This is a genomic window from Acinetobacter sp. WZC-1, assembly GCF_052544965.1.
Genome location: NZ_CP199370.1, coordinates 2,793,022 through 2,810,931 on the forward strand (window position 1 = coordinate 2,793,022; position 17,910 = coordinate 2,810,931).

Here is a 17,910-nt window from a genome sequence, read left to right on the forward strand (position 1 = left end):
TTCAACCTATTACTTCGCTACCGCCACTGATTCACCATTTGACTTATAAACGCGGGTTTTCACGCCTTCTGCATCAATCTGGTAACCAACACGGTCAGCCTTCTGGGTTGTAGCATTAAAAATTGCCACGTTCGAAATATGAAGCGAAGCTTCCTGAGTAACAATACCGCCTTCGGCGCCAGTTACACGGTTCGGCTTCTGATGCTTCTTCACCAGGTTAAGGCCTTCAACCTTAACACGGTCACTGGAAACAGACAGTACAGTACCCTGCTTCCCTTTTTCCTTACCTGCGATCACGATAACCTGATCGCCTTTTTTAATCTTAGCCATGATTGCCTCTTATAGAACTTCAGGAGCCAATGAAATAATTTTCATGAACTGTTCAGTACGAAGTTCACGAGTCACTGGTCCGAAAATACGGGTGGCAATCGGAGCCTTGTTATTGTTCAGAATAACTGCGGCATTATCATCAAAACGGATCACAGAACCATCTGGACGACGAATACCGAATTTGGTACGAACAACAACTGCATTCATCACGTCACCTTTTTTAACACGTGCGCGAGGAATGGCTTCTTTTACAGTAACTTTAATAATGTCGCCAACAGAAGCATAACGACGATGTGAACCACCAAGTACCTTAATACATTGTACGCGGCGTGCCCCACTGTTGTCTGCTACGTCGAGCATACTTTCGGTCTGAATCATTGCCCTACTCCAAAACCGAGCATCACCGGTCGAAATTTCGAAAGGCTCAAAGAGTACTCGAAATCCCCCGATGATGCAACAAGAACGTCTAATTACTCAGTAGCAGCTTCAACCACTTCAACCAAAGTCCAGGCCTTGGTTTTAGAAATTGGGCGGCTTTCTTTGATGGTCACAACATCACCGGTTCTGGCAGTGTTGTTCTCATCATGAGCGTGTAATTTAGTTGAACGGCGGATTGATTTGCCATACAACGGGTGTTGAACGCGGCGTTCAATAAGTACCACAATAGACTTGTCCATTTTGTCACTTACGACTTTGCCGGTTAACGTGCGGACTGTTTTTTCACTCATTGTCCGTTCCCCTGTTTTTCGGTAAGGAGTGTCTTAATACGAGCAATTGTCTTACGGGTAACCTGCACTTCATGCGACTTACCCAGCTGACCGGTTGCTTTTGCCATACGAAGACGGAATTGGTTTAACTGTTGCTCATCAAGCAAAGCTGTCAACTCTTCTACCGACTTTTCACGTAGATCTTTAGTTTTCATTACATTACCGTCCGAGTCACGATAGTGGTTTTAAACGGAAGCTTGGCAGCAGCAAGCGTAAATGCCTCACGCGCCAGTTCTTCGTTCACACCTTCCATTTCGTACAGGATCTTACCTGGCTTGATTTCACAAACCCAGTATTCCACAGAACCCTTACCCTTACCCATACGCACTTCAAGAGGCTTCTGAGTAATTGGCTTGTCCGGGAATACACGGATAAAGATTTTACCACCACGTTTAACACGACGGCTAATAGTACGACGCGCAGCTTCAATCTGACGTGCAGTCATACGACCACGTTCGACCGATTTAAGTGCAATCGTACCAAATGATACTGTACTGCCACGATGCGCAAGACCAGTGTTACGGCCTTTCTGCACCTTACGGAATTTAGTACGTTTAGGTTGCAACATGGATTATTCTCCTTTATCAGCAGAACGATCATTGCGACGACCACGACGCTCCTGACCTTCACCACGACCGCGACCGCGTTTAGCTGGACGTTCTTCTTGCGGCGCAGGGTTCATGACTTGTTTCATGCCACCTAAAATCTCACCGCGGAAGATCCACACTTTAACGCCAATCGTACCGTAAGTTGTTTCAGCACGCATGGTTGCATAGTCAATGTCTGCACGAAGCGTATGTAAAGGTACACGACCTTCACGATACCACTCAGTACGCGCAATCTCTGCACCACCAAGACGGCCTGAAACTTCAACCTTGATCCCTTTCGCACCGGCACGCATGGTGTTTTGCACCGCACGCTTCATGGCACGACGGAACATCACACGCTTCTCCAGCTGTGAAGCAATTGCTTCAGCAACCAGACGCGCATCCAGATCCGGACGATCAATTTCGTTGATACTTACCTGCGCAGGAACACCCATGATCTGAGTAAGTTCACGCTGTAATTTTTCAATGTCTTCGCCTTTTTTACCGATAACGATACCAGGACGGGCAGTGCTGATGGTAATTTTAGCAGCGCCTGTCGGACGTTCGATAAGAATATTGCTCAGCATCGCGCTCTTGAGTTTTTTAGTTAAAAACTCACGAACCTGAAGATCCTTAAGCAAATATTCAGCGTATTGTTTCGGATTCGCATACCAGTTAGCGTTATGACGTTTCACAACACCCAGGCGGATACCGATTGGATGAACCTTCTGACCCATATCAAACCCCTACCTTAACGGTGATGTGACAAGTACGCTTAGTGATACGATCCGCACGGCCTTTGGCACGCGGCATAATACGTTTCAGGCTTGTGCCCTCATCAACGTAAATCGTAGCAACCTTAAGGTCGTCAACATCTAAACTGTTATTGTGTTCAGCGTTTGCAATCGCAGATTCCAGCGCTTTTTTTACCAGAACCGCAGCTTTTTTATTGCTGAAATTCAGGATATTCAAAGCATGCGCAACAGATTTGCCGCGAATCAGATCTGCAACCAAACGTGCTTTTTGTGCCGAGATAGCGGCACCGCGTAATTTAGCAGTTACTTCCATCATAGCACCCATTAACGTTTAGACTTCTTGTCAACACCGTGACCACGATAGGTCCGGGTTGGCGCGAATTCACCGAGTTTATGACCGACCATGTGCTCAGATACGATTACCGGTACATGATTACGGCCATTGTGAACAGAAATTGTTAAACCAACAAAATCCGGGAGGATCATCGAACGACGTGACCATGTTTTGATCGGCTTGCGGGAATTACTTGCAACAGCCGCTTCAATCTTGGCAAACAAGTGCGCATCGACGAATGGGCCTTTTTTCAGAGAACGAGGCATTGTCAGATTCCTTTACTTGTTATTTAACGCGACGGTCGCGAATAATCATCTTAGTCGTACGCTTATTGGTACGTGTCTTGTACCCTTTCGCTTTTTGACCCCATGGGCTTACAGGTTGAATACCCTTGTTACGCCCCTCACCACCACCATGCGGGTGGTCAACCGGGTTCATTGCCATACCGCGGACGGTAGGACGAACACCACGCCAGCGCGCAGCACCGGCTTTACCCAATGAACGAAGATTGCTTTCCTGATTGGAAACCTCACCAATCACGGCACGGCATTCAACATGCACTTTGCGCATTTCACCTGAACGCAGACGAATAATTGCATAAGAACCGTCACGACCCAATAATTGAGCAGAAGTACCGGCAGAACGCACAAGCTGCGCACCCTTACCAATTTTCAGTTCAATGTTGTGCAGTGTAGAACCCAGCGGCATATTGCGAAGTGGCAGGCAGTTACCCGGACGAATTGGCGCATCGTTACCGGACTGAACCTTATCACCTGCACGCAGGCCTTTTGGCGCAATAATATAACGACGCTCACCGTCAGCATACTTCAGCAAAGCAATATGCGCAGTACGGTTAGGATCGTATTCAATACGCTCTACAACCGCAGGAACACCGTCCTTATTACGTTTAAAGTCAACGATACGGTAGTGTTGTTTATGTCCACCACCCACGTGACGGGTTGTAATGTGACCGTTATTGTTACGACCACCAGTACGTTTTTTTGCTTCAACCAATGGTGAATACGGTGCGCCCTTGTGAAGGTGACTATGAACCACTTTCTCTACAAAGCGACGCCCCGGAGACGTTGGCTTACATTTTTGAATCGGCATAATTTTCGTCCTTATTCCGCTGCGCTTTCAGCGGTATCGCCCAAGTCAGCCATTTCAACATCCTGGCCGGCTTTCAGGGTGACGTATGCTTTTTTAACATCGGAACGGCGTCCCAATGTCTTACCAAAGCGTTTTGTCTTACCTTTGGTGATGGTTGTATTCACTTTCACAACTTCCACACCAAAGAGCTGTTCTACTGCTTTTTTGATTTCAAGCTTGTTTGCATCAAGTGCAACCTTAAATACCTGAACACCGGCAGTATCACCTAAAACTTGTGCTTTCTCTGAGAATACAGGCCCTTTCAGGACTTGATAGATACGTTCGTTGTTCATCCGAGTTCTACCTCAATTTTCTTAGCAGCAGCAACGGACATGACAACTTTTTCAAACGCAATCAGACCCACAGGATCAATTGCAGTTGCATCCACCACATCAACATGTGGAAGGTTACGCGCTGCAAGATACAGATTCTCATCAACTGCATCAGTTACAATTAATGCACGTGTAGCATTCAGGTCATTCAGTTTTGCAAGCAGTTCCTTTGTTTTAGGTGCTGCAACAGCAAACTCTTCAACCAGTACCAGACGATCCTGACGAACAAGTTCAGCCAGAATACACTGCATGGCGCCACGGTACATTTTACGGTTCACTTTCTGAGACCAGTCCTGTGGACGGGCAGCAAAAGTTTTACCACCACCCACCCAGATTGGGCTACGGATGGAACCTGCACGGGCACGGCCAGTACCTTTCTGACGGAATGGTTTTTTACCACCACCAGAAACATCTGCACGTGATTTCTGAGCTTTTGAACCCTGACGACCACCAGCCAGATAAGCTGTAACCACCTGATGTACAAGCGCTTCATTAAACTCACGTCCGAAAGCAACTTCAGACAATTCAACAGCAGAGCCGGAAACAGTTTTTAAATTCACGTTATTTCCCCTCAGGCCTTAATCGCAGGACGAACGATAACGTCGCCACCAGTTGCACCAGGAACCGCGCCCTTGACCACCAGAACTGAACGTTCAGCATCAACAGAAACGATTTCCAGACCCTGTACAGTCACGCGCTCATCACCCAGGTGACCAGCCATTTTCTTGCCCTTGAACACACGTCCAGGGGTCTGGTTCTGACCTGTAGAACCGAGAACACGGTGAGAAACCGAGTTACCGTGTGTCGCATCCTGAGTACGGAAGTTCCAGCGCTTAACACCACCCTGGAAACCCTTACCTTTAGACTGACCGGTAACATCAACAATTTGACCGACTGTGAACAAATCAACACCGATCGTACCACCGACTTCACGACCTTCAAGATCAGCTTCCGCAACGCGAAACTCTTTTACCAGACGACCGGCAGCAACACCTGCTTTCGCAAAGTGACCTTTCTGAGCGCTGGTAACGCGGGATTCACGGCGCTCACCAGTCGTCACCTGAATTGCCTGATAACCATCAGTTTCAAGTGTTTTGATCTGTGTGATGCGGTTTGGATCAACTTCGATCACTGTAACCGGCACAGAAACGCCGGCTTCTGTGAAGATACGGGTCATACCGCACTTGCGACCGACTAAACCAATAGCCATGTGTGTAACCTCTAAAAAAGCGGCTTAATTAACTTATCAGAATGTTAATTAACCGAAAGCCTTAACCCAATGCGATCTGAACATCAACACCCGCCGCAAGATCCAGTTTCATCAGCGCATCAACAGTTTTGTCTGTTGGCTGAACGATATCGATCAGACGTTTATAGGTGCGAATTTCATATTGATCACGCGCATCTTTATTCACATGCGGTGAAGTAAGAACGTTGAAGCGTTCGATGCGGGTAGGCATCGGAATTGGACCACACACCTGTGCGCCAGTACGCTTAGCGGTTTCTACGATCTCCTGGGAAGATTGATCAATCAGACGATGATCAAAAGACTTCAACCGGATACGGATTCTCTGGTTAGACATACCAGTAAACTCCAAGCCAAATATATAAAGAATCACCCTTGACGCACCTCACCCATTGGTAAGTGTCAAAGGCAGTGAAAATCACTAAGGTCGTGATCGATGCCACGACTGTAACGATATCTGATGACTGTCGTCATACAGCCCCCCATATTGAGGGCCGCTCATTATAACGGCTGTTTAAGTCTTATGCAATTCGATTTAAAATTTTATTTTGAAAGTCCGCATGCATTGCAATCCGCAGTATAGCCCTCAGGCACTGGAAGCCATACCGGCACCGGCATGAAATGCCGTAACATAGGCAATGGCCTTATTCAGCAACTGATTGCCTTCCATAAAACTGCGCCGATCAGATTTTTTCAGCTCCGTGGAAGGCTGCAAGTCGCCACTGAAGCTTGCTGTTTCTTCCTCATTCTCCAGGAACAGCTCCAGCGTCTGTGGTGTCATTTCCGGATGAAACTGAAACCCCAGTACATTGGTCCCGATCTGATACATCTGATTACGACACACACTGTTTTCCGCCAGATGAACCGCTCCCTTCGGTATTTCAAAGGTTTCATTGTGCCATTGCATGACCCGGAACTGATCCGGCAGCTTAAAGCAATAATCCGGGGCATGTTTGACACTGTGTACCGTTGTCCATCCGACTTCCGGATCAGTATGATGGCCGACCGCCGCCCCGAGCGCACTGGCAATCAGCTGCCCGCCCAGACACAGGCCTATGGCAGACTTTCCGGCTGCCAGATAACGTCGAATCCAGCGCTTTTCAATTTTCAGCCACGGGAAATTGGCTTCGTCATTGACACTCATGGTCCCGCCCATGATGATCAGCAGATCAACATCCTCCATACGGGGCAATGCTTCTATTTCCAGTGGGAGCTCTACCGGCAGGGCAAAAAACTCTGTGGCGGTGATCTCCGCGCCCTGTGCTTTCAGATAATCGTGACAACTGCCAAAACCTTCACCAGCAATATGCTGAAAATAATGCACCTTTAATTTTTTCATTTTAAGCACCCTGATTTTTTACGTATATAGCCAAGTACTAGCAAAAATGAAGCCAATCTCATTTGTGTTCATGAATGTTCACAATTCTTTGCTTTGTCTTCTGTATTTATTATGCTTTTCTTAATGATACCGGCCCGATACTGAAATTCTGAGTAAATCCGTGAAAAAAAAATCCCAGACTGCCTTGCTGCATGCGCCCCGAAATGCGCCACAATATATCTCCACGATTCAGCCTCCCCTATATCGTGCATCCACCATTATTTTTAAAAACACCGATGCATTATTCAACCGCCACTGGAGCGATGCTTATGACTATAGTTATGGCACGCATGGCACACCAACCACCTATACACTTGCTGACAGTATTGCCCGGATTGAAGGTGGTGACTTTTGTCTGCTTGCGCCCAGCGGCCTGTCTGCCATTCAGCTGGTCAATGCCAGTTTTCTGAATCACGGCGACGAAGTCTGGGTTGCAGACAATATTTACAGCCCGAATATGGAACACCTGCGTTACCTGAAAACTCACTGCGGCATTGTGGTCAGAGTCTATAATCCGCTGGATGCAAACAGCTTTATCCCATCCGATCGGACCAGGCTGCTGTGGCTGGAAGCAGCAGGCTCACTGACACTTGAATTTCCGGATTTGAAAAAACTGGTGCAAAAAGCTCAGCAGGCCCAGGTTCTGACTGCGCTGGACAACACCTGGGGAGCCGGCCTTGCATTTCATGCCTTTGATTTCTCAGATGAACACTTAAGTGTGGATATCAGCGTACATGCACTGACCAAGTATCCGAGTGGCGGCGGCGATATTTTAATGGGTGCTGTAACCACAAAAAATAAAACACTGCATCACCGCCTGCTCAGCGTCCATGCCATTCAGGGCATTTCCATTTCGGGCGATGATGCTGCACAGATTCAGCGCAGCCTGCCCTCCATGCAGATCCGCTATGAACACCAGGCACAAAGTGCCCGAATGTTGCTGGAATGGCTGAAGCAACAATCCGAGTTTGCACAGGTCCTGCATCCGGCAAATCCGGACAATGTCGCCAGTCATCAGTTCTGGCTGGAAAACTGCCCCACCGGAAAAAGTGCCGGACTGATCAGTGTTATTTTTAAACAGCAATATGATTTAATAGCCGTACGTCAGTTCTGCGATGCCCTGTCCCTGTTTAAACTCGGTTTCAGCTGGGCAGGCCCGATCAGCCTGGTCATGCTGTATGATCTGAAACAGGTCCGGACAGCAACTTCTGCACATCTGCAACAGGGCTTACTGGTCCGTTTTTGCATAGGACTGGAAGATCCCGAAGACTTAATCCAGGATATTGCTCAGGCACTGCATCAGTTAAAATCACACAGTGATCAGCCATCAGTCATATCGGATCTTTAAACACTGAAACTTTTTAATAAACAGAAATGGGAAATCATATGGGCACACCTCTTGTCATTGCCAGAAAGACCTCAGACTCATCTCAGGATATCGTCCTGCATTCACAGTTTGCCAACCGTCATGGTTTAATTGCGGGAGCAACCGGGACCGGTAAAACCGTTACCCTGAAAGTACTTGCTGAAAATTTTTCCCGGCTGGGTGTTCCTGTATTCCTAGCAGATGCCAAGGGGGATGTCTCCGGCATTGCCAAAGCCGGGGAAAACAACCCAAAACTGCAGGAACGGATTAAGAGCCTGGGCATCGACAGCATTCCCTTTGCACCGTCTCCAGTAATTTTCTGGGACTTATTCGGTGAACAGGGGCACCCAATCCGTACAACCATTTCAGAAATCGGCCCTTTACTGCTTGCCCAGATGCTGAACTTAAATGACACCCAGGAAGGGGTCCTTGCTGCAGTGTTCCGGATTGCAGACGATCAGGGCCTGTTACTGATTGACTTTAAGGACTTAAAAGCCATGCTGACCTATGTCAGTGAAAATGCTGCTGCCCTCAAGGCTGAATATGGCAATTTATCTCCTGCAAGCCTGGGCGCCATTCAGCGCAATCTGCTGGCATTGGCCGATCAGGGCGGAGAACAGTTCTTTGGTGAGCCGAGTCTGGACATCATGGATTTTATCCAGACCGACAGTCAGGGGCACGGCTATATCAACCTGCTGGCCGCCGACAAACTCATGAACACCCCGAAACTTTATGCCACTTTCTTACTGTGGATGCTCTCTGAGTTGTTTGAAAAATTGCCTGAGGTCGGTGATCCGGACAAACCTAAACTGGTGTTTTTCTTCGATGAAGCCCACTTACTGTTTGACAATGCCAGTGCAGCATTACAGGAAAAAATTCAGCAGGTGGTCCGACTGATCCGCTCCAAGGGTGTCGGCATTTATTTTGTGACCCAGAGCCCGCTTGATATACCGGAAAGTGTACTGGGACAACTGGGCAACCGGGTCCAGCATGCCTTGCGTGCCTTTACCCCTAAAGATCAGAAAGCCGTCAAAACTGCTGCCGATACATTCCGGGCCAACCCTGAGTTTAAAGTTGATCAGGCCATTACCGAACTGGCGGTCGGCGAAGCGTTGATCAGTTGTCTGGATGAACAGGGTACACCACAGATTGTCGAGCGTGGCATGGTGATGCCACCTTATTCATCCTTCAGCCCAATCAGTGTGGATGAACGTAAGGCATACATGGCACAGAGCATTGTTGCCGGCGTCTATGATCAGATGGTGGACCGCGACAGTGCCTATGAGACATTACAGAAAAAGGTCGCTGAAAGTGAACAACAGCAACAGGCAGATGCTGTTGCAGCACAGCAGGCAAAAGAACAGGAGCAACTGGCAAAAGAGCAGCAGAAAGCTGCCGACAAAGCGCAGCGTGACCGTGAAAAACTGACCCAGGATGTGATTGGCACCTTTGCCAAAAGCGCAGCCCGCAGTCTGGGTGGCAGCACCGGTCAGAAAATTGTCCGGGGGTTACTGGGGTCCCTGTTTGGCAAACGCTAACGATCAACCATTCACAACTGATTTAAAATGAAGGGATATTTTTATATCCCTTCATTTTTTTAGGGTTATTTTTATAAAGTGCATTGCAAATACACTTTATAAGATGTATTTTAAATACATCTTATAAACAAAAGTGAGGAGAGATCAGCCATGACTCCACAGCAAATCGACCTTGTAAAAGCAACCGTGCCTGTCCTTCGTGAAAATGGCGTGGCATTAACCGGATATTTTTATCAGCGCATGCTGGGCAATCATCCGGAATTAAAGGAAACCTTTAACATGGGACATCAGCGCAGTGGTGCCCAGGCTCAGGCCCTTGCAGGAGCCGTGCTGGCCTATGCAGAAAATATTGAAGACCCCTCAGTACTTTTACCGGTTGTTGAACTGATTGCCCATAAGCATGTCAGTCTGAATATTCAGTCACCCGATTATAATATTGTGGGCGACAACCTTTTGCACTCCATCAGCGAAGTGCTGAATATTTCCATGGAAGATCCACTCATTGCTGCATGGGCAGCGGCTTATGGTCAGCTGGCTGACCTGTTCATCAATACAGAACAGGCAATCTATGCACAACACCTGCATACAAAAGGCAGCTGGCTGGGCTGGCGGAATTTTAAAATTGCTGAAAAAGTCATGGAAAGTGAGGAAATCACTTCATTCTATCTTAAACCTGTAGATGGTGAAGCCTTACCGCAGTATCAGGCCGGTCAATATATTTCGGTGCGTGTGTTTGTCGAGGAACTGGGTTTAAAACAACCACGGCAATATAGTCTGTCCACCAGTCCACAGGCCGACTACTTACGCATTTCGGTAAAACGTGAAGACCAAAAAGGGGAACTGGCCGGCGGCTGGGTGTCCAGCACACTGCATGGACTGGCAGAAGGTTCAGAAATTGAAGTGTCGGCACCTACAGGTAACTTTCACCTGATTGACAGCAACAAACTCAATGTCTTCATTAGTGCCGGAGTCGGTCTGACGCCAATGATTGCAATGCTCAATCAACTGATTACGCTGGACATGCCCCAACCGGCCAACTTTATTCATGCCTGTCGCAGCAGCCAGGTGCATGCAATGAAACAGCATATTCAGGAAACCAGGGCAAAGTATCCACAGCTCAGTACCTTTACAGCCTATGAATTCCCGCATGAAGGCGATATTCCAGGACAGGATTATGATGTGGCCGGACGGCTGGATTTAAGTACCATCGATACCGCTTTACTCCCGGCCAATGCCGATTATTATTTATGTGGTCCGGCAGCCTTTATGACCCAGCAGCATAAAGCACTGGTTGCCCGGGGTATTCCTGCTGAAAACATCCATAGTGAAGCTTTTGGTACAGGCGGCGTCAAACTCAGCTGATCGCCTGCTCGTTTTGCATCAGATCAGCCTGTGATAAACTAGCTTCTACTGACATTTCAGCCCTGCCTGTGCCATCGACCCGAAAGTGTCCCCTGGCACAGGCAGCCGTGAAATGCGGCAGACCCTGACCTTCTCTATTTACAGCAATAGATTGACTGATGCCATGCAACTCAATAAATTCACTGATTATGCCTTGCGTATACTCATGTATATTTCCAGTGCGAAAGATACGCCTTATACCATTGCAGAAATCGCAACTGATTTGCAGGTTTCTCAGAATCACCTGGTGAAAATTGTACATTTTATGGGCAAACAGCAATGGATTCTGACCACCCGCGGCAAAGGCGGTGGAATACGTCTGAATCCCGGTGCCCTGCAGCTGAAACTGGGTTCAATCGTCCGCATTCTACAGGGGGAGACCCCCATTGTGGAATGCAATACCCCACCCTGTGTTTTACGCTCCCGTTGTGGCTTAAAGGGAATTCTGGATGAAGCTGTGGAGCAGTTCTACCATCAGCTAGATCAGTATGCCCTTGCTGATGTACTGACCGCGCCGCCACAACCCGCCAGAAGCTCCCCCATTGCACTGATCAATCTCTGAGGTGCAGTACTGCCGCATCAACAGGCCCTGAAAGTTCGCCTGAACCATGGACTTGCTTTATAATACGGCCTGTCAATCATTTTATTGAAGTTGAATTATGCATCGCAGCAGTGGGAAGTCAAAAAACAGTAAAACGACCAGAGCACCAGCGCAGAAAATCAGCTACGAAAAAAAGGTTGATTCTGCCATTACCGCCTATGCTGTTGCTTCGCTGAATTGGCTGCGTCGGGCAGAATTCCTCATGAGTGCGCCCAAACTCAGTCTCTGTGTGGAAGACAGTGGTTATGAAGTTGCCTTTGCCGGCCGCTCCAATGCCGGTAAATCCAGTGCCATTAATGCACTGACCAATCAAAAGCAGCTGGCACGGGCTTCCAAAAAACCCGGCCGCACACAGATGATCAACTTTTTCAGCCTGGGTAATCCGGACCAGCGTCTTGTGGATTTACCCGGTTATGGCTATGCCGCCGTGCCTGAAGCAATGAAAATCGTATGGCAGAAGGAACTGGAAAATTATCTGATTCATCGTAAAAGCCTGCAGGGCCTGGTATTACTGATGGACATCCGGCACCCACTGCAGCATTTTGATGTCATGATGCTGGAATGGGCCTATTCACGTCAGTTATTCGTACATGTGCTGCTGACCAAATCGGATAAGCTCAATCGGGGACCGGCCAGTAAAGCCCTGCTCGATGTAAAGGAACAATTGAAAAAAATGAAGCTGGTGTTTTCAATTCAATTGTTCTCTTCACTGAATAAACAGGGGCTTGAAGAATTGGCCAGTGTCATGGCAGGGCGACTGAATTACACCCTTGACCAGCCTGCCAATCCTGATTTCGCCTCAATTCCAATGGCCTCTGAAGAAGATATTGAGCCTGAGCAGGTAGATATTGACAACAACAGCCATCCGGCTGAATAGACTGCATATTCGGCCCATCTCCGGCAATGGCTGATCAGCTCCTGTTGTCAGCCGGTCTCCCGGGTATGCCGATCCACCACCACACTGATCATCATATCGCCCTGGACATTGACCACGGTACGTACAGTATCCAGCAAGCGATCAATCGGCAGCAAAATTGCAATGGCCTCAGCCGGCAAGCCCACAGACTGTAAGACCATAATCATGGTCACCATGCCTGCACTGGGAATCCCCGGCGCGCCCAGTGAAGCAATCATCGCGGTCAGACAGACAATTAACTGCTGGGTCAATGACAGCTCCAGGCCCATTAAACTGGCAATAAATAAAGCCGCTGCTGCTTCATACAGTGCAGTACCATCCATATTCAGCTGTGAACCGAAGGGCACCACAAAACCGGCGATCTGTGGTCTGACTCCCAGATTTTCCTGTGTACATTTTAAACTCAGTGGCAGCGTTGCAGAACTGGAACTGGTGGCAAAAGCTGTGATTAATGCGGCCCGGGTGCCCTTAAAAAACGTGATCGGGTCCATTCGCCCAAAAATCCACAGCAATAAAGGCAATACCACCAGCCCATGAAAAATGGTGGTTCCGGTCACAACAGCTGCAAACTCAGCCAATCGGCTTAAAATGGAAATATCTTCCGTGGCAATCAACTTTGCCAGCAGAGCAAATATACCGATGGGTGCCAGTTTCATGACCCATGACACCAGCATCATCATGATGTCAAAAAACTGCCGTGAAATCTCCCGGATGGTCTGAAAACGTGCTCCACCCTGTACCAGGGTCAGCCCGAGCAACAGCGCAAACACCACCACAGCCAGCACATTGCCATCGCTGAAAGCCTTAAAGGGATTGATCAGGGTATTCTGAATGAAATTGGTAAAAAATGAACCCGGTGTCAGTGTATCCGGACTTTGATGCTGACTCATTGCATCCTTAAACAGTGCAATATCAACGCCCTGCCCGACCTGAAAAATATGGGCGCAGGCCAGTCCCAGTATCAATGCCAGTGTGGTGGTGGTGACACAGCAGGCCAACGTGATTTTCCACACCCTGCCCAACTGCCCGCCGGCTTCAAGGTTTGACACACCGACCACAATGGAACTGAAGATCAGCGGCACCAGCAGCATTTTCAGCAGACCGATAAAAATACTGCTGATCACACCCAGCAGATATAAACTGCTGTTAAAAAATTGGGTCTGTGGAAATAAATTCAGAAAAAAACCAAATGCCACACCGATGACTGCGGCAATAAGAATCCGGGTATTTAAGCTCATCTTTGCATGCTTTATGATTGATCCATTTCAGTACTATGCCATTGATACATGGAATGATCGACATTATTTTATGAAGCGCTTTGTTAAATGCCCTGTAAAAAGCAGAGCCTAAAACCGAAAATGACTCATCCATACCCCACTCAGCAATCACAACTTATATATGCAATTATTGCGTTTCTATTTCACGCAACCGCATTAAGCCTTCCTGGGTGGCACTGCAAACCAACTGCCCATTTTGCCACATCCGACCAAAGTTCAGCCCTCTTGAACCGGCACTGACCGTGGCATCCATATCATAGAGCATCCATTCATCGGCACGCAGCGGCTTATGAAAGTAAATGGCGTGATCAATACTGGCACATTGCAGACTTGGCGATAAATAGTTCAGTCCATGTGGCCGCAAAGCAGTCATCATCAGGGTATAGTCCGAATAAAAAGCAATAATGGCCTGGTGCAGAGAAGCATCATCAGCCAATTGCTGTGGCAACTGCTCATGGGTACGCAAATAATGTGCATAGGAAGGCGCTTCAGGCTGTGGCTGAAACGGATTGCCAATATTCACCGGACGGATTTCCACCTGCCGCGGACGCATGAAAGCCGTCCGGATATTTTCAGGAATGAAGTTCACCAGGTTTTCTTTCAGTTCCTGCTCGGACTGTAAGTCTTCCGGTGCCGGATATTCCGGCTCTGCAATCTGATAATCCAACCCTTCTTCGTGGCTGGCAAAAGAGACCATGGCAGAAAAAATAACCCGTCCATGTTGAATGGCACGAACCTGCCGGCTCTGAAAACTTTTGCCATCCCTTAAAATATCCACTTCATAGACAATGGGTGCATTGATATCGCCGCCATATAGAAAATAGGCATGCATGGAATTTGCAGGCCGGTCCGTCGTATGAGACGCTGCCCGCAATGCCTGACCCAGTACCTGACCACCAAACACCCGCTTACCGACCAGGTTGCGACTCTGGCCACGAAAGATATGTGTCTCGAGTTTTTCCAGGGTTAAAAGGTCCACCAGTTCCTGAGTTAAATGATTCATATATGGGTCCATGCCTGACGGTTTACAGATAAATTTTTCAATGCATTCCCTGCCCCGGAGCAAGGCGATCAGCAATAATCTATTGTATTCTGCCATATATTTCAGCGAAAATGCAGCAGCAGCTCACTGACACGCTTGTGGCGCTGACTGGATTTTCATATGGCAATCACTAAAAATACGATTTTTAACGACAAAATCTACCAGTATCGCTACAATTTGTCCGAAAATGACATATTGTTTTGTACTTTTATTTCATAAAATATCCGCCCTTATTCGCTTAGCTGCGATATTCATCATTCGCCAGGAGTTTTTATGTCCAGGAGCAGTTTTGGTCAACTGTATCGTCGACTGTCCAGTAAGGTACTTGATCTGGTCGTCACGCCACATGTTCTTGGTGAAGTCCCGGCTGAACCTGAAACCGCAACAGGCACAGATGAAAATGCACCGACAGAAAAAAAAGTCGTGTGCTATGTCCTACAGAATCATTCACGTAGTAATGCACTGGTGGTGGACGGCGAAACACGCCGCTTAAAACTGCCTGCGGCGCTGGATCCGCTGATGGTGGATACACACCGGGAAAAGGCTGCGGTTTTATTTTTACAGCATCAGGATGAGAATAATTTACTTCATCCCACCGCATCGTCATTCCCCCCCCGCTTACTGCGTCTGATTGAACTGCTGGAGCAATATCCGAATTATGATGTCGAGCTGATTCCAGTCACTGTACTATGGGGCCGCTCACCGGATAAAGAAGATTCCTGGTTTAAATTGCTGTTTACCGACACCTGGGCAACCCCCGGCACAGTCAAACAGCTGATGAATATTGGTCTGCATGGACGTCAGTCCTATCTGGAGTTTCACAAGGCCCAGTCGCTGAGGGCACTGGTCAACCATGCCCGGTTACGCCATCCGAATGTTTCCCCGGCCACCTATATTGTCAATGAGCTGAACGAATACCTGGATCGCCAGCGCGAAGTGGTACTGGGACCGGATTTATCTGATCGACGTAATGTCATGCAGTCACTGATCAAATCTGAAGATGTACAGGATGCCATCAGCAAGGAAAGTGTTCGTGCAAAAATCAGCCTGGTTGAAGCTGAGCGACGTGCCATTGGCTTTGTCAATGAAATTGTATCTGACTATTCATATTCAGCCATCCGTTTTGCAGATATGGCATTAACCCGTCTGTGGACCCAGCTTTATGATGGTGTGGAAGTCCATAATTTCAGCACGGCCCGCGAACTGGCAAAAGACTATGAGGTCATTTATACCCCATGTCACCGCAGCCATATTGACTATTTATTGTTGTCCTATGTCATCTATAAGCGTGGTTTGATGGTGCCATATATTGCCGCCGGCGATAATCTGAATATGCCCTTTGTCGGGCAGTTATTACGCGGTGGCGGTGCATTCTTCATCCGTCGTTCCTTTCGGGGAAATGCACTTTATACTTCTGTTTTTAAGGAATATTTATTCAGCATCCTGTCACGCAACACGCCACTTGAATATTTTATTGAAGGTGGCCGTTCCCGCACCGGGCGCCTGCTGCCGCCAAAAACCGGCATGCTCGCCATGACAGTACACAGCCATTTACGGGGCCGGGCCAAGCCCATTGTCTTTCTTCCCACCTATATCGGCTATGAGCGTCTGATGGAAGGGGCAACCTATGTCGGGGAAATGAATGGTAAACCCAAGGAAGCAGAATCCATTTTTGGCATTATTCAGGCCTTAAGAAAAATTGAACGGATCTTTGGTAAGGTCCATGTCAATTTCGGTGAACCGGTCTTCCTGGATGATGTTCTGAAAGAGCATCAGGCCGATCAAATCAGAATTGCCCATAATGATGACCCAATTCCTGCTGAGGTTTCAGCAACCGTAAACAGTGCTGCACATACCATTCAGGAAAATATCAACCGTGCCGTGGTGATTAATCCGGTTTCATTGCTGTCACTGATTTTACTGGCCACGCCAAAACACACACTGGATGAAGAAATCTGCATCAAACAACTGGACACTTACCGTAATCTGGTGACAGCCCTGCCCTATGATGAGCGCACCCAGGTAACGCCACTGTCCGGCAAGGAAATTATTGCCTACGGTCTGAAGCTGAAACTGATCAAGCGTGTACAGCATGTGCTGGGAGATATCATTGCCATTGAAGACAACCAGGCGGTGCTACTCACCTATTTCCGCAATAACATTCTGCATGCGTTCATTCTTCCGTCACTGATTGCAGCCATGGTGGAGCATAACGGTAAAATTCATCAGCATGATCTGATCAATGTGATTCGCACCCTCTACCCATTCCTGAAAGCAGAATTGTTCCTGAAATGGCAAGACAGTGAAATTAAGGAACAGATTGCACAATATGTTCAGGCACTGGCACAGGCTGGGCTGCTGAGCATAGACAGTGAGGACAATTGTCTGCACAGTCCGATACGCAACTCCGAGGATCACAATCAGCTGGCAGTACTTGCCGCACCAGTCATGCAGAGCCTTGAACGTTATTATATGACCCTGGCACTGATCACACAGCGGGGTTCCGGCAATATTTCAGCAAAACAGGTTGAAGATTTAAGCCATCTGCTGGGACAGCGTCTGTCTGTGCTTTACGAATTCAACTCTCCTGAATTCTTTGATAAAGCCCTGTTCCAGAGTTTCCTGCGGGTACTGACGCAACAGGGCTATATCAGCACCAGTGAAGATGGTTCAATCATCTTCGATGAAAATTTCAGTCATGTTGCTCAATATGCCAATCTGGTGCTGGATGATGTCACCCTGCAGATGTTGCAGCACATTACTTCATTTACCGACCAGGAATTAAAGGAGGCGCTGGATGCCGTTGCGGCTCAGCAGGCGAAAAAACGCTTAAAACGCAAAAAGAAGTAATTCGCGCAAAACGCCACGCAACCGTGTGGCGTTTTTAAAAA

21 protein-coding genes and 1 pseudogene are annotated in these 17,910 nt (G+C 47.9%); 6 read left to right on the forward strand and 16 right to left on the reverse strand.

Features of this window, described 5'->3' with window-relative positions; translation table 11 throughout:
* Positions 1 to 9 precede the first annotated feature (9 nt).
* The 14 genes and pseudogenes from rplX to ACT6PV_RS13095 all read right to left on the reverse strand — a co-directional run bounded on the left by rplX (position 10) and on the right by ACT6PV_RS13095 (position 6,839).
* Complete coding sequence (gene rplX, locus ACT6PV_RS13030) at positions 10 to 330, reverse strand: 50S ribosomal protein L24 (protein WP_445116726.1); 321 nt, start codon at positions 328 to 330, stop codon at positions 10 to 12.
* Between the two features lie 9 nt (positions 331 to 339).
* Positions 340 to 708, reverse strand: coding sequence for a 50S ribosomal protein L14 (rplN, locus tag ACT6PV_RS13035; protein WP_004657680.1), 369 nt, complete (start codon positions 706 to 708; stop codon positions 340 to 342).
* Between the two features lie 92 nt (positions 709 to 800).
* Positions 801 to 1,058 (reverse strand): 30S ribosomal protein S17, encoded by a 258-nt coding sequence (gene rpsQ / locus ACT6PV_RS13040; protein ID WP_445116727.1) that lies wholly within the window; start codon positions 1,056 to 1,058, stop codon positions 801 to 803.
* On the reverse strand, positions 1,055 to 1,252 hold the full coding sequence (gene rpmC / locus ACT6PV_RS13045; RefSeq protein ID WP_445116728.1) for a 50S ribosomal protein L29: 198 nt from the start codon (positions 1,250 to 1,252) through the stop codon (positions 1,055 to 1,057). The genes rpsQ and rpmC overlap by 4 nt, the downstream gene beginning before the upstream one ends.
* On the reverse strand, positions 1,252 to 1,665 hold the full coding sequence (rplP, locus tag ACT6PV_RS13050; protein WP_445116729.1) for a 50S ribosomal protein L16: 414 nt from the start codon (positions 1,663 to 1,665) through the stop codon (positions 1,252 to 1,254). The genes rpmC and rplP overlap by 1 nt, the downstream gene beginning before the upstream one ends.
* Positions 1,608 to 2,421, reverse strand: a pseudogene (gene rpsC / locus ACT6PV_RS13055) (30S ribosomal protein S3); the annotation flags it as partial. The pseudogene rpsC and the gene rplP, both read right to left, overlap by 58 nt.
* 1 nt (position 2,422) lies before the next feature.
* Positions 2,423 to 2,752, reverse strand: a complete 330-nt coding sequence (rplV, locus tag ACT6PV_RS13060; protein WP_445117119.1) for a 50S ribosomal protein L22 — start codon at positions 2,750 to 2,752, stop codon at positions 2,423 to 2,425.
* A gap of 11 nt (positions 2,753 to 2,763) precedes the next feature.
* Complete coding sequence (gene rpsS / locus ACT6PV_RS13065) at positions 2,764 to 3,039, reverse strand: 30S ribosomal protein S19 (protein ID WP_086189610.1); 276 nt, start codon at positions 3,037 to 3,039, stop codon at positions 2,764 to 2,766.
* A gap of 19 nt (positions 3,040 to 3,058) precedes the next feature.
* Positions 3,059 to 3,883 carry a 50S ribosomal protein L2 gene (gene rplB, locus ACT6PV_RS13070; protein ID WP_445116730.1) on the reverse strand — a complete coding sequence of 275 codons (825 nt, stop codon included), beginning with the start codon at positions 3,881 to 3,883 and terminating at the stop codon, positions 3,059 to 3,061.
* An 11-nt stretch (positions 3,884 to 3,894) separates the two neighbouring features.
* The gene (gene rplW, locus ACT6PV_RS13075) at positions 3,895 to 4,215 is read right to left on the reverse strand and encodes a 50S ribosomal protein L23 (RefSeq protein ID WP_445116731.1); all 321 of its coding nucleotides are present in this window, start codon (positions 4,213 to 4,215) and stop codon (positions 3,895 to 3,897) included.
* Complete coding sequence (gene rplD, locus ACT6PV_RS13080; RefSeq protein ID WP_445116732.1) at positions 4,212 to 4,814, reverse strand: 50S ribosomal protein L4; 603 nt, start codon at positions 4,812 to 4,814, stop codon at positions 4,212 to 4,214. The genes rplW and rplD overlap by 4 nt, the downstream gene beginning before the upstream one ends.
* An 11-nt stretch (positions 4,815 to 4,825) precedes the next feature.
* Positions 4,826 to 5,464, reverse strand: a complete 639-nt coding sequence (gene rplC / locus ACT6PV_RS13085) for a 50S ribosomal protein L3 (protein ID WP_445116733.1) — start codon at positions 5,462 to 5,464, stop codon at positions 4,826 to 4,828.
* Between the two features lie 61 nt (positions 5,465 to 5,525).
* Positions 5,526 to 5,837, reverse strand: coding sequence for a 30S ribosomal protein S10 (gene rpsJ / locus ACT6PV_RS13090; protein WP_004725677.1), 312 nt, complete (start codon positions 5,835 to 5,837; stop codon positions 5,526 to 5,528).
* Positions 5,838 to 6,086: 249 nt separating this feature from the next.
* Positions 6,087 to 6,839 (reverse strand): type 1 glutamine amidotransferase, encoded by a 753-nt coding sequence (locus tag ACT6PV_RS13095; RefSeq protein WP_445116734.1) that lies wholly within the window; start codon positions 6,837 to 6,839, stop codon positions 6,087 to 6,089.
* A gap of 160 nt (positions 6,840 to 6,999) precedes the next feature.
* On the opposite strand from ACT6PV_RS13095, the gene ACT6PV_RS13100 reads away from it, so the two are divergent.
* From ACT6PV_RS13100 to yihA, 5 genes are all read left to right on the forward strand, one after another.
* Positions 7,000 to 8,226 (forward strand): PLP-dependent transferase, encoded by a 1,227-nt coding sequence (locus ACT6PV_RS13100; RefSeq protein ID WP_445116735.1) that lies wholly within the window; start codon positions 7,000 to 7,002, stop codon positions 8,224 to 8,226.
* 38 nt (positions 8,227 to 8,264) lie between these two features.
* The gene (locus ACT6PV_RS13105) at positions 8,265 to 9,782 is read left to right on the forward strand and encodes a helicase HerA-like domain-containing protein (RefSeq protein WP_445116736.1); all 1,518 of its coding nucleotides are present in this window, start codon (positions 8,265 to 8,267) and stop codon (positions 9,780 to 9,782) included.
* A gap of 150 nt (positions 9,783 to 9,932) precedes the next feature.
* Complete coding sequence (gene hmpA, locus ACT6PV_RS13110; protein ID WP_445116737.1) at positions 9,933 to 11,144, forward strand: NO-inducible flavohemoprotein; 1,212 nt, start codon at positions 9,933 to 9,935, stop codon at positions 11,142 to 11,144.
* 163 nt (positions 11,145 to 11,307) lie between these two features.
* Positions 11,308 to 11,745, forward strand: coding sequence for an RrF2 family transcriptional regulator (locus ACT6PV_RS13115; RefSeq protein WP_445116738.1), 438 nt, complete (start codon positions 11,308 to 11,310; stop codon positions 11,743 to 11,745).
* A 97-nt stretch (positions 11,746 to 11,842) separates the two neighbouring features.
* Positions 11,843 to 12,661 carry a ribosome biogenesis GTP-binding protein YihA/YsxC gene (gene yihA / locus ACT6PV_RS13120; protein WP_445116739.1) on the forward strand — a complete coding sequence of 273 codons (819 nt, stop codon included), beginning with the start codon at positions 11,843 to 11,845 and terminating at the stop codon, positions 12,659 to 12,661.
* 47 nt (positions 12,662 to 12,708) lie between these two features.
* Here the strand turns inward: yihA and ACT6PV_RS13125 are convergent, their stop codons facing one another.
* Both ACT6PV_RS13125 and ACT6PV_RS13130 read right to left on the reverse strand, forming a co-directional pair.
* Complete coding sequence (locus ACT6PV_RS13125) at positions 12,709 to 13,938, reverse strand: dicarboxylate/amino acid:cation symporter (RefSeq protein ID WP_445116740.1); 1,230 nt, start codon at positions 13,936 to 13,938, stop codon at positions 12,709 to 12,711.
* Between the two features lie 166 nt (positions 13,939 to 14,104).
* The gene (locus tag ACT6PV_RS13130; protein WP_445116741.1) at positions 14,105 to 14,980 is read right to left on the reverse strand and encodes an acyl-CoA thioesterase; all 876 of its coding nucleotides are present in this window, start codon (positions 14,978 to 14,980) and stop codon (positions 14,105 to 14,107) included.
* A 312-nt stretch (positions 14,981 to 15,292) separates the two neighbouring features.
* Here ACT6PV_RS13130 and plsB point away from each other — a divergent pair, with 312 nt between their 5' ends.
* Complete coding sequence (gene plsB / locus ACT6PV_RS13135; protein ID WP_445116742.1) at positions 15,293 to 17,869, forward strand: glycerol-3-phosphate 1-O-acyltransferase PlsB; 2,577 nt, start codon at positions 15,293 to 15,295, stop codon at positions 17,867 to 17,869.
* The last annotated feature ends 41 nt before the right edge of the window (positions 17,870 to 17,910 follow it).

Bases quoted from the DNA above. Each gene is read 5' to 3' on its own strand.
- rplX (WP_445116726.1), bottom strand. From the start codon at position 330: ATGGCTAAGATTAAAAAAGGCGATCAGGTTATCGTGATCGCAGGTAAG.
- rplN (WP_004657680.1), bottom strand. From the start codon at position 708: ATGATTCAGACCGAAAGTATGCTCGACGTAGCAGACAACAGTGGGGCA.
- rpsQ (WP_445116727.1), bottom strand. From the start codon at position 1,058: ATGAGTGAAAAAACAGTCCGCACGTTAACCGGCAAAGTCGTAAGTGAC.
- rpmC (WP_445116728.1), bottom strand. From the start codon at position 1,252: ATGAAAACTAAAGATCTACGTGAAAAGTCGGTAGAAGAGTTGACAGCT.
- rplP (WP_445116729.1), bottom strand. From the start codon at position 1,665: ATGTTGCAACCTAAACGTACTAAATTCCGTAAGGTGCAGAAAGGCCGT.
- rplV (WP_445117119.1), bottom strand. From the start codon at position 2,752: ATGGAAGTAACTGCTAAATTACGCGGTGCCGCTATCTCGGCACAAAAA.
- rpsS (WP_086189610.1), bottom strand. From the start codon at position 3,039: ATGCCTCGTTCTCTGAAAAAAGGCCCATTCGTCGATGCGCACTTGTTT.
- rplB (WP_445116730.1), bottom strand. From the start codon at position 3,883: ATGCCGATTCAAAAATGTAAGCCAACGTCTCCGGGGCGTCGCTTTGTA.
- rplW (WP_445116731.1), bottom strand. From the start codon at position 4,215: ATGAACAACGAACGTATCTATCAAGTCCTGAAAGGGCCTGTATTCTCA.
- rplC (WP_445116733.1), bottom strand. From the start codon at position 5,464: ATGGCTATTGGTTTAGTCGGTCGCAAGTGCGGTATGACCCGTATCTTC.
- rpsJ (WP_004725677.1), bottom strand. From the start codon at position 5,837: ATGTCTAACCAGAGAATCCGTATCCGGTTGAAGTCTTTTGATCATCGT.
- ACT6PV_RS13095 (WP_445116734.1), bottom strand. From the start codon at position 6,839: ATGAAAAAATTAAAGGTGCATTATTTTCAGCATATTGCTGGTGAAGGT.
- ACT6PV_RS13105 (WP_445116736.1), top strand. From the start codon at position 8,265: ATGGGCACACCTCTTGTCATTGCCAGAAAGACCTCAGACTCATCTCAG.
- hmpA (WP_445116737.1), top strand. From the start codon at position 9,933: ATGACTCCACAGCAAATCGACCTTGTAAAAGCAACCGTGCCTGTCCTT.
- ACT6PV_RS13115 (WP_445116738.1), top strand. From the start codon at position 11,308: ATGCAACTCAATAAATTCACTGATTATGCCTTGCGTATACTCATGTAT.
- yihA (WP_445116739.1), top strand. From the start codon at position 11,843: ATGCATCGCAGCAGTGGGAAGTCAAAAAACAGTAAAACGACCAGAGCA.
- ACT6PV_RS13125 (WP_445116740.1), bottom strand. From the start codon at position 13,938: ATGAGCTTAAATACCCGGATTCTTATTGCCGCAGTCATCGGTGTGGCA.
- ACT6PV_RS13130 (WP_445116741.1), bottom strand. From the start codon at position 14,980: ATGAATCATTTAACTCAGGAACTGGTGGACCTTTTAACCCTGGAAAAA.
- plsB (WP_445116742.1), top strand. From the start codon at position 15,293: ATGTCCAGGAGCAGTTTTGGTCAACTGTATCGTCGACTGTCCAGTAAG.